Origin of the sequence: Proteiniphilum sp. (genome assembly GCF_040307845.1) — a bacterium.
In the GTDB taxonomy this organism is placed as follows: Bacteria; Bacteroidota; Bacteroidia; order Bacteroidales; family Dysgonomonadaceae; genus Proteiniphilum.
On sequence record NZ_JAWRIS010000012.1, the window covers coordinates 67,349 to 77,127 of the forward strand.

A 9,779-nucleotide genomic window follows, 5' to 3' on the forward strand; every position below is an offset into this window, starting at 1 on the left:
TTTATCTTATTTATTTTTGATAATTTGTGCTGTAAAATCGGCTTCGGAGACAACCTTGTCTCCAAGAAATGCAAGTCCACGCATAGTAGCAATCCCCCTGCGCATTTCGCTGGTGAGTTCTACCCTGAAAATAATGGTATCACCCGGTACCACTTTATGACGGAACTTCACATTGTCGATCTTGAGGAAATAGGTGGAATATCTCTCCGGTTCATCCAATCCGGAAAGTACAAGCAATCCCCCCGTCTGGGCCATGGCCTCTACCTGCAATACGCCTGGCATGACCGGTTCCTGCGGGAAATGGCCTGCAAAAAAAGGCTCGTTGGTCGTAACATTTTTCACTCCTACAATGAATTTATCCGTCTTCTGTATAATTTTATCCACCATCAGGAAAGGATAACGGTGAGGCAACAATTCCCGGATACGGTTATTATCCATCACCGGCGGCTGCATCATATCATATACAGGCGGTTGCACTTCATTGAGTTTAATATCTTTACGAATCATACGCGCTAATTGATTATTGATCTTATGTCCGGGACGTGTGGCAATAAGGCGGCCTTTAATTGGCTTACCCACCAGCGCCATATCTCCTATGATATCAAGCAATTTGTGCCGGGCAGGTTCATTGGGGAACATCAATTCACGATTGTTCAGATAACCCAATTCATTTGCATTATGATGCGGCACATTCAGTTCATCGGCTATATCGTCCAACTCTTTCTGTGACAATTTTCTTTCATAAATCACAATCGCATTATCGAGATTCCCCCCCTTGATAAGGCCGGCCTTGCGTAGCTGTTGAATTTCGCGTACAAATACGAAAGTACGTGAAGGAGCAATCTCCGTCTCATAATCGGTAACGTTATCCATCGACGCCGATTGGTTAGGAATAAATCTTGAGTCGAATTCTATAAAAGAATTAATACAGAAATCATCATCGGGCAGCATTGTCAACTTTGAGCCGGTCTCCGGATCGGATACTTCGATCTTCTTGCGTACCACATAGAAATCTTTGTCTTTATCCTGCTCCCGGATACCTGCCTTTCGAATCTCCCTTACATATTCAATGGCACTTCCGTCGAGGATCGGGAATTCAGATGCATTGACTTCGATCAGGCAGTTGTCGACACCCAGAGCGAATAAGGCAGAAAGTCCATGTTCGACGGTACTGACGGTTACATTTTCTTTACCGACTACTGTGCCGCGCTGCGTATGTACTACATTTTCGGCCAAGGCCTCAATCACCGGTTGATTTTCAATATCTACCCGCTTTATCTTATATCCATGGTCGACAGGTGCAGGATTGAAAGTAACTATAATATCCAATCCGGTATGAAGACCTACACCGCTTAATGTGAAGCTGTCTTGTAATGTTTTTTGTTTCATATAATAAAACTATCTACTATTTCTCATTTTCCCTATTTTTGTGCAAAGATAACATCAACTAAACAATTTCACCCCATTACGGTTCAATAAAGTGCATATTTACTATTGCAAATGATCTGTTGCACAGATTCTTTTCTAAATTTGTGAGAAGTGTACTATATTTATCAGGTGTATTATTAACAGGGCAGTAGTTCAATCTCCGGATTCAATTTTTTTCTTCAGCTCCGACAGTTCTTTTTCCAGGGCATTGAGTTGCCGGTACATATCCGGTAGTTTGGGCATGATGATGCTTGACTTAAAGAAACTTTTCACAGGCATAGCAGGAGAACCGATAATTTCCGAGCCTTCTTTGATATTACTGATGATTCCGGACTGCGCACCGATCTGACTGTTTTTCCCAATAGTAATATGTCCGCCAATACCTACTTGTCCTCCAAACATACAATTTTCGCCGATCTTGGTAGAACCGGCAATACCTACTTGTGCGGCCATAGCAGTGTGCTCCCCAATTTCACAATTATGTGCTATTTGTATGAGATTATCGAGTTTCACGCCCTTTCTGATAATGGTAGACCCCATTACTGCGCGGTCGATGGTAGTATTGGCTCCAATCTCCACATCATCTTCGATGATCACATTTCCCAACTGCGGAATCTTATGGTATATATCCTCTTCTTTGGAAAAGCCAAAACCATCTGCCCCAATCACGGCTCCTGAATGTAAAATACAATCAGCCCCTATATGGCAATTATGGTATATCCTCACGCCGGGATAGACAACCGTATTTTTCCCGATCTTCACATTATCTCCGATATAAGACTGCGGATAGATCTTACAGCCATCGCCTATTTCAGCCTGGTCGCCAATATATGCAAATGCTCCCACATAAACCTCTTTTCCGAGATTTGCTGTAGGTGCAATAAAACTCATTGGCTCAGTACCACTCTTAGAGGGTGCGCTTTTATTTACCATCTCCATCAATGAGGCCAAAGCAGCATAAGCGTTAGGCACTTTAACGAGGGTGGACCTGACGGGTCTTTCCGGCTCAAAATCACTGTTTACCAATACGATATCTGCTTCGGTATCATAAATATAATGGGTATATTTGGGATTAGCCAGGAAGGTGATGGTACCTGCTTTTCCCTCTTCTATCTTCGAAAAATTGGAAACTGTTACTTCCGGATTACCGATTATCTCACCTTTCAGAAAATCGGCTATTTGCTTGGCAGTGAAAGTCATTGAATATAACTATTTTGATTTTATGCTGTTGAAATCCCCACTGGTGGGTACTTTTTTAAGTCAAAGGGATATCAATAATCACTCAATTTTTATTTTTCAAGGCGCAAATTAACAACTTTTTTTTTATCTTGTCACAAATAAATTCATAATATACATTAAACAAGGCATAATCTAAATTTTCGTGATTCAAATTTTATACCGTTCATTATTCGCTCATCGCTCCTCCGATCATCCTAAATCAGTTAACCCGGACTTTCCAACGCTTATGGCTCCACAACCAGCAGGATTTGTTTCTTTCAATGCTTTTTTCCAGCAATTCCGCATATCTGGATGTAATAAAATTACGCTTGGTTGCACGGCTCTCCTCACAGATAGGGATAAGGGTTACCCTATATTTTCCTCTTTCGTATCGATCCATGTCCACATACACGACCGGGATATTTTGCAGTCGGGCAATGGATTCCACCCCCGATTGCATAATACTGTCCTGGTTCAGGAAACGGGTAACGGTCGACCGGACTGTTTTTTTCGCAGATTGATCAGCCAGAAAGAAATAAAAACTCTTCCGGCCTTCATTTTCCATCATATAGGGAATGATACTGCCCGCTTCAACTGCCTTAGCCCTTTCCCTTTTCCTGAACAATATTTTCCGATAATCTTCCATTATCCTGTTTGAAAGCCTGTTGCTCATCTGCTTATAGACACACACAAAGTCCGTATCACTGAATTGAGGATCGTTGAAATCAATTGCCTGATACAATGCGGCTGCCACCAGTTCCCAATTCCCCGTATGTCCCAACAGAAAAATGATTTTCCCCTGTTTTTCAAAGATTTGGGAAATCAATTCCTTGTTGGACAGGCATACACTCTCCGCCACTTTTTTAGACGAAGAGGACATGTGCCACATCGATTCGAAAAGCACATCACAGAAATAAGTATAAAACCCTTTGGCAGTCTGTTCTATTTCCTTGTAGTTGAGTTGGGGAAACGAGCGGGCTATATTGATATTCACCACGTCAGAACGATAGTGCATTCCTTTTCTCAGGAAAGAAGCAAGCCAGTCCGAAAAGACGTAGAGCATCTTTAAAGGCAAATAAGAAAGCAACAGGAAAGGAATCAGGAAAATACGTATCATATATGTCTGTCTTCAAAGAAAATAATCAGGCGGTCAATCCCCCGTCGACAGGGATTACTGCTCCTGTAATATAGGAAGCTTGTTTGGAGGCCAAAAAGCCGACCAGTTCAGCCACTTCATTCGCTTCTCCGATTCTTCCGGCCGGAATTTGTGCCTTGACAGCCTCTTTCTCCATATTCTCCAGCATGTCGGTCTGGATAAAACCGGGAGCCACCGCATTCACCGTAACACCTTTGCGGGCTATTTCCCTCGACAATGTCCTTGTAGCGGCAATAATAGCACCTTTTGCCGCAGAATAATTGATCTGTCCGGGCATCCCCTTCAATCCCGAGACGGACGATATATTGATGATCCGCCCATATTTCCTGAGCAGCATTTTTTTAAGCAGGGGGCGGGTCACATTATAAAAGCCGTGCAAGGAGATATCGATCACTTCATCCCATTCTTCCGGCACCATCCAAAGCATAAGGTTATCCCTGCAAATTCCCGCGTTATTGACCAGCACTTCGATATAATCGTCGGGGTGACGGTCATTCCACAGCTCTAAAACCGATTCGGTCTCTTGCCGGTCAGAGACATCGAAACATAGGATTTCACCGTCCCCACCGGTTTCTCTGACCAGTTGGAGTGTTTTTTCGGCTTCCTCCTGCTGAGAACGGTAGTTGATAATCACATTATAATCCATCGCGGCCAGTTTTACACAAACCGCTCTCCCTATTCCGCGGCTACCACCGGTAACTAATGCATATTTCTTCATGTTCGTTGGTCATTGATTTTTATATCTTCACTAAAGTTAGACTATTTCTCGCTATGGCAAAGTTAAACAAGTTTGACTTTGCTCTTTTAGCTTAACGAAATAGTTTTAAAACAGTATCCGCCCCGAGAATTTCAGCACAGGTAAAAAAAGAGGTCATGGATACTCCCAAAACGCCGTGCACCGAAAGATTTTGCCCCGTCAGGAACAGATTGGGAACAGGTGTTTTGGGTGTAAGGATGGTATAAGGCAATTCATTGTAATTTTTCCGGATGCCGAAAGCTGAACCTTCAACGGTACCGGTATAATCTCTCCATGTGAGCGGCGTACTCGTATATACGGTCTCGATTGATTCCCTTAACCGGGGAATATGCCTCGAAGCAATATCAATGCATTCATCCGCCCGCTTTGCCTTTAAATCAAGATATCCCTGCCCTCTTTTTCCGACAGTGGTATGCTCCCATTCCCTGAGCTCTTCCCAATGCATAGGACTCAACAAATCGATATGGGTCGCATAGGGACTGCCATTTTCCGGCACGGCAAAACTCACAAAAACATATCGCTTCTGACCGTTGTCCGGATAATGATGATACGACCATACGTTATCACGTTCATGTATGTGGATGTTCCGGTTCAGGTAAGGAAGCCTGTTCTCTTTCAATTCCAGGTGTGCCGTGAAAATGCCGTATGTATTTTCAAGACGGCTGATGCGGTTGCGGAATGAGCTACGGACGAGTTCCTTGTTTTGCAACAGATCGATCGTGGATGCGGGATGAATGGCTGAAATGAAAATCTTCGCTTCCCCCTCCTCGTCATTGTCGAGCAGCACCGAATTTATTTTCTCTTTACAGTTTTTCAACATCGTCACTTCCCGGTTTGTCATTACCGTGCCGCCCATTTTCTGAATGGCATCCGACAACGACTCCGCGATCAACGACCCACCGCCTTTCAACCTCCATGCGCTCTCAGTGTAAGTTTCGTTGGTTTGGGCGAATATATACAAGGGCAACCGGTCGGGGTGCAACTCCAGCTTCAACGAGTTGCCCGACAGGATGTTTATCAACAGCGGGTCTTTGATCGTCTCCTTCAAATAGGCGTATGCCGACCGGGAGAATAGCGATTTGAGAAAATCCTCCTCCCGGTGTTCTTTATTCCCGAAAACATGGAAAATATTATCTCCCACATTTTTCAAAAAAGAGGCATACTCCTCCAATTCGGCCCTTTGTTCCGGGAAATGGGATGAAAGTGTTTCGACAAAACGCCCATGGCCGCTTGCCAACAGGAAACTTTTGTCATTTATGATCACTTCGTCATAGCCATTTGCGTCGAGCCGGTACCATGGGAGGGTGCTCAATCCGAAATAATCCATCAACCGGCGCAGCGGTTGCCCCTCATCCAATCCCCCCACATAATGGAAACCGGTATCGAAAACGTTTTTTCCTCTCCTGAATGTTTGCAGGCAGCCGCCCACTTTTTTTCCCTTTTCAATGACACAAACGTCGTATCCTTTTTTACAGAGGATATAGCCGCATTGCAGGCCGCCAAGTCCCCCGCCGATTATAATCACATCATGCTTCATACCTTATGCTTTCCCCGGCCTTTCCGCCAGTTCCCCTTTCAAGCTCAGGCAAACAAGTTCCTTGTACTTGATGGAGGCCTCTATTTGATACATCTTCCCCTGCTTTTCATCAGCCAGAATAGCATCTGTCAATTCTATTCTTATCCGTAGATCCTGTCTGTTTTGCGGGGATATGACCGACAAAAACCGGCATCTTGATATTTTACGTATCTCCAGAGGAGATCCTATCGACCGGGATGCACAGGCAACGATCATTCCGATGCTGCAAACTCCCGGAGAAACGGGCTCCCCCGGAAAATGGCCTCTATATATTTCGGAGTCGGGATTCAATTCCACATCATAGATATCGACATTCTCAATCCCGGACTTCCTGTTAATTGTAAAATAATTGTCTATCCACATTTCAGTTTATAGCGAGTTTCATTTTACATGAAGCAATGGGTTTTGAAACAACGGCCTCCGAGACAACGGGCTCCGAAACAACATAACTCTCGGCTCTCACAAGAATAACATCCATCACTTCGGACAGGATTTCTATGATAGTCTCCAGAAAATCTCCTGCCCGGGGATTATCCACCAGTTCAAAATCCCGTATTTCTCCTATATAGCTGGTTTTTACCTGCTCATTCCTGCCGGCGGCCAAATATCCCAACATTGCAGCCGAGGACTGGGCCATGTGTTCTATCACACCTTCGGCAGAGAAAATGCCCTCCCGACAAAATATATTGCCCGGCAAAATCTTCAGACCGGTGTAATATTCCGGATCAGCAGGTTTAAAAAATGTATCTATCAATATGACAGGTTCCCGCTGACAGATCAAGCTTTTGATTTGTTCTTCACGAAGCAAGATGGCCCTCATCGGATTGTTTTTTTAGAAGAAATTCGTAAAGATCTTCAAATGTCTTTACCTCTATAATTTCCGGGCCTTTGATTTTATATCCGAATTCGGATTCCAAAAGCGCCACCAGGTCCACTAAGGCCAGACTGTCCAACTCAAGCGCTTCCCTGAGATTTTCCTGCGGATTAAACAGGGAGGGATCTTTTTCAAATTCTGTAGCCAATGCGACATTCGTTTTCTCAATTATTTCCTGTTTCGTCATAATTCAATCAATATTAGAGTTTACATCGAATAAGATTTTTGATAGTTGATTATCAGATATCTTATTCCTTCATCAATATAATACAACGTTCATTATATCTATAAATCCCTGATTACCAGAGAGGAGTTAGTTCCCCCAAACCCAAAAGAATTGGAAAGGAAAATATCGAAATGTTTTCCGATCCGTTTCGACGGGATATTCAGCAGGGCGGAATCTTCATCCGGATTTTCGAAATTCAGATTGGGAGCAATAAAACCTCCTTTCATCATCAGCATGGAATAGATTACCTCGCTTGCGCCGGCCATCCACATTTCATGACCGGTTTGTGATTTGGTGGAGGTCACCTCCGGTTTGTGGTCTCCAAATACCAGATGTAACGCCTTGGCTTCGTTACGGTCACCGATCAGTGTGGAAGTAGCATGGGCATTTACATATCCTATTTCACGAATATCGATACCCGCCTGCTTTATGGCCATGAGGAGAGAACGTTGCGGGCCATTCACGTTGGGATTGGAAATATGCTCCCCGTTACCCGAAAAGCCGTATCCGATCACCTCCGCCAGAATCGGCGCTCCACGTTTCACGGCCGACTCATAACTCTCCAGGATAACGGTCGCGGCACCGCCACCGGGGACAAGGCCATCCCTGTCCCGGTCGAATGGACGGGAAGCTTTTGCCGGCTCGTTTTCCCGCACCGAGAATGCGCTGATACCGTCGAAGCTGCACACAGAAAAGGGATTGACTTCCTGCGCCCCGCCACAGATAACACAATCCTGATAACCATGCCTGATCAGCAAACTTCCCAGGCCAATGGCATGCGAACCGCTGGCACAAGCACCCGAAACTGTGAGGTTGATGCCTTTCAACCCGAAAATGCAACTTAAGTTCATGGTTACCGTTGAGTTCATCGACTGAAAGATTCCTCCCGACCCGATACGGGTAGTATCTCTTTTTTCACGAAATATATCCACGCATTTTACGGTCGGTTCAGCAGAACTGTCATTGCCATACAGCAAACCTATCTCATGGTCGTTTATATAGTCGGGATCCAAAGCGGCGTTCTTCAGTGCCTCGGCGGTTGCCGCATAAGCGTATTTGGCCTGTTCCGGCATAAAGACACGCTGATTCCGGGATAATTCATTCTTCAATTCGGGAATTTCTATTTGTGCGGTAAGCCCCGACCTGAACCCATTTTCTTTGCGCACCGGATCGAAAATTATACCCGAAACACCATTGTATAAAGCATCTCTTACCTCATCGAGATTTTTACCCAGACAAGAATAAATTCCCATGCCGGTAATAACGACTCTTTTATCCATACCAAAAGTTTTTTCGTAAATAGTTTTTGAACTACAAAGCTATACTTTTACTGAAGTTTTCCGGTGTCTGAAATATCCTGTAATATGTTGTAAAAGTCGTTTTAATAATAAATAAGAATTCGTAAACCTCACACCAGACCTAAAGGCGAAGAATTTCACCCATCCCCGGGATTATAAATTTCTCTTACGGTATTCAATGGGAGTCTTTCCCGTATGCTGTTTGAAAAAGCTGCTGAAAAAAGAGGGATTCGGAAAATTGTATTCTTCCGAAATCTCAAGCATCGTGCGGTGAGTACTTACCAGTTCCTGCTTGATTCCTATAATTAAAATCTCATGTATCCAATCCATTACAGGTCGTCCGGTCACTTTTTTTATTACTGTGGAAAGATATTTTGGGGTTAAACATAATTCATTCGCATAAAAAGTGACGGTCTTTTCTTTTTTAAAATTCACCACAAGCAATTTGAAAAATTGCTCAGCCAATCCTTCCTGCCTCGATTTTTCTACGGACGATAACCGGTAATTTTCATTTTCATATTCGGAAATCACCATAAGCATAAGTGCCTGCAAGAGGCTGGCAGTGATTTTCCATTGGAACGGACCGCCACTTTTATTATGGTTTTCGGTCATCAACGAGTGCAATTTCAGGATTGACCCCATCTTGTCCGTCGGCATTTTGATACCGGGGTTTTGATTGAGCCGGAATAAAAAGTCATATCTCAGCGAATGCGGAAACTGCAGTATGATATTATAGGGAAAAAACAGCAATTTGCAGTGAAAATCGGAAGATCTGTCTAAGAGGCGGATGATCTGCTTGGGAAGAATAGTCAATACATAATCTCTTTCAATTTGTATCTCTTTATGGTTCAATTTAAAAAGGCAATTGCCTTTCAGGCAAATACCAAAAACAATGCCATCAAATATAAAGACCGGATCTTCGGACAGGTCGTCCAGAATATCTTCCGAATCAACCATCGTAAAATCTTTGATAGAATAAATATTCGTATGGACGGACGTATGAACATCGGTAGCTTTTTCTTTCATAGGTAGTAATTTTAGAATTAAATGCTCCTTACTGCACTTGAGAACTTACAAAGTTAAGAATAAATATGTGCAATCTCGAATTATTGAGTCCACTTTAAAAAGTCGCGGACAGATTATTTACTAAAAATATCACGAGCGGGGTTCAAAAACCCATTGCTATCAGGAAAAAAAATCGTATCTTGTAGGGAAAATAAGCGCAACCGATTATGTTCAGAAAGAC

The 9,779-nt window shown here is 43.5% G+C and carries 10 protein-coding genes; all 10 read right to left on the reverse strand.

The genetic code is table 11. The annotated features are described in order from the left end of the window. Positions 1 to 6 precede the first annotated feature (6 nt). Positions 7 to 1,389 (reverse strand): bifunctional UDP-3-O-[3-hydroxymyristoyl] N-acetylglucosamine deacetylase/3-hydroxyacyl-ACP dehydratase, encoded by a 1,383-nt coding sequence (locus ABV001_RS02515; RefSeq protein WP_352421363.1) that lies wholly within the window; start codon positions 1,387 to 1,389, stop codon positions 7 to 9. Between the two features lie 192 nt (positions 1,390 to 1,581). Further along, entirely contained in the window at positions 1,582 to 2,628 is a 1,047-nt protein-coding gene (gene lpxD, locus ABV001_RS02520) for a UDP-3-O-(3-hydroxymyristoyl)glucosamine N-acyltransferase (RefSeq protein WP_352421364.1), read from the reverse strand. A gap of 238 nt (positions 2,629 to 2,866) precedes the next feature. Continuing rightward, positions 2,867 to 3,763: a lysophospholipid acyltransferase family protein gene (locus ABV001_RS02525; RefSeq protein ID WP_352421365.1), complete on the reverse strand. Its 897-nt coding sequence runs from the start codon at positions 3,761 to 3,763 to the stop codon at positions 2,867 to 2,869. A gap of 25 nt (positions 3,764 to 3,788) precedes the next feature. After that, positions 3,789 to 4,520 carry a flexirubin biosynthesis SDR family reductase FlxB gene (gene flxB / locus ABV001_RS02530; RefSeq protein WP_352421366.1) on the reverse strand — a complete coding sequence of 244 codons (732 nt, stop codon included), beginning with the start codon at positions 4,518 to 4,520 and terminating at the stop codon, positions 3,789 to 3,791. Between the two features lie 91 nt (positions 4,521 to 4,611). Next, entirely contained in the window at positions 4,612 to 6,096 is a 1,485-nt protein-coding gene (locus ABV001_RS02535) for a phytoene desaturase family protein (protein WP_352421367.1), read from the reverse strand. A gap of 3 nt (positions 6,097 to 6,099) precedes the next feature. Further along, entirely contained in the window at positions 6,100 to 6,498 is a 399-nt protein-coding gene (locus tag ABV001_RS02540) for an ApeI family dehydratase (protein ID WP_352421368.1), read from the reverse strand. Between the two features lies 1 nt (position 6,499). Beyond that, positions 6,500 to 6,955 (reverse strand): ApeP family dehydratase, encoded by a 456-nt coding sequence (locus ABV001_RS02545; RefSeq protein WP_352421369.1) that lies wholly within the window; start codon positions 6,953 to 6,955, stop codon positions 6,500 to 6,502. Beyond that, positions 6,933 to 7,196: a phosphopantetheine-binding protein gene (locus tag ABV001_RS02550; protein ID WP_294081064.1), complete on the reverse strand. Its 264-nt coding sequence runs from the start codon at positions 7,194 to 7,196 to the stop codon at positions 6,933 to 6,935. Before ABV001_RS02550 ends, ABV001_RS02545 begins: the two co-directional genes overlap by 23 nt. A 98-nt stretch (positions 7,197 to 7,294) precedes the next feature. Continuing rightward, positions 7,295 to 8,515 (reverse strand): beta-ketoacyl-[acyl-carrier-protein] synthase family protein, encoded by a 1,221-nt coding sequence (locus tag ABV001_RS02555; protein WP_352421370.1) that lies wholly within the window; start codon positions 8,513 to 8,515, stop codon positions 7,295 to 7,297. A 171-nt stretch (positions 8,516 to 8,686) separates the two neighbouring features. Next, positions 8,687 to 9,559 carry a helix-turn-helix domain-containing protein gene (locus tag ABV001_RS02560; protein ID WP_352421371.1) on the reverse strand — a complete coding sequence of 291 codons (873 nt, stop codon included), beginning with the start codon at positions 9,557 to 9,559 and terminating at the stop codon, positions 8,687 to 8,689. Positions 9,560 to 9,779 lie beyond the last annotated feature (220 nt).

Coding starts and splice junctions, on each gene's coding strand:
- ABV001_RS02515 (WP_352421363.1), bottom strand. CDS start 1,389: ATGAAACAAAAAACATTACAAGACAGCTTCACATTAAGCGGTGTAGGT.
- lpxD (WP_352421364.1), bottom strand. CDS start 2,628: ATGACTTTCACTGCCAAGCAAATAGCCGATTTTCTGAAAGGTGAGATA.
- ABV001_RS02525 (WP_352421365.1), bottom strand. CDS start 3,763: ATGATACGTATTTTCCTGATTCCTTTCCTGTTGCTTTCTTATTTGCCT.
- flxB (WP_352421366.1), bottom strand. CDS start 4,520: ATGAAGAAATATGCATTAGTTACCGGTGGTAGCCGCGGAATAGGGAGA.
- ABV001_RS02535 (WP_352421367.1), bottom strand. CDS start 6,096: ATGAAGCATGATGTGATTATAATCGGCGGGGGACTTGGCGGCCTGCAA.
- ABV001_RS02540 (WP_352421368.1), bottom strand. CDS start 6,498: ATGTGGATAGACAATTATTTTACAATTAACAGGAAGTCCGGGATTGAG.
- ABV001_RS02545 (WP_352421369.1), bottom strand. CDS start 6,955: ATGAGGGCCATCTTGCTTCGTGAAGAACAAATCAAAAGCTTGATCTGT.
- ABV001_RS02550 (WP_294081064.1), bottom strand. CDS start 7,196: ATGACGAAACAGGAAATAATTGAGAAAACGAATGTCGCATTGGCTACA.
- ABV001_RS02555 (WP_352421370.1), bottom strand. CDS start 8,515: ATGGATAAAAGAGTCGTTATTACCGGCATGGGAATTTATTCTTGTCTG.
- ABV001_RS02560 (WP_352421371.1), bottom strand. CDS start 9,559: ATGAAAGAAAAAGCTACCGATGTTCATACGTCCGTCCATACGAATATT.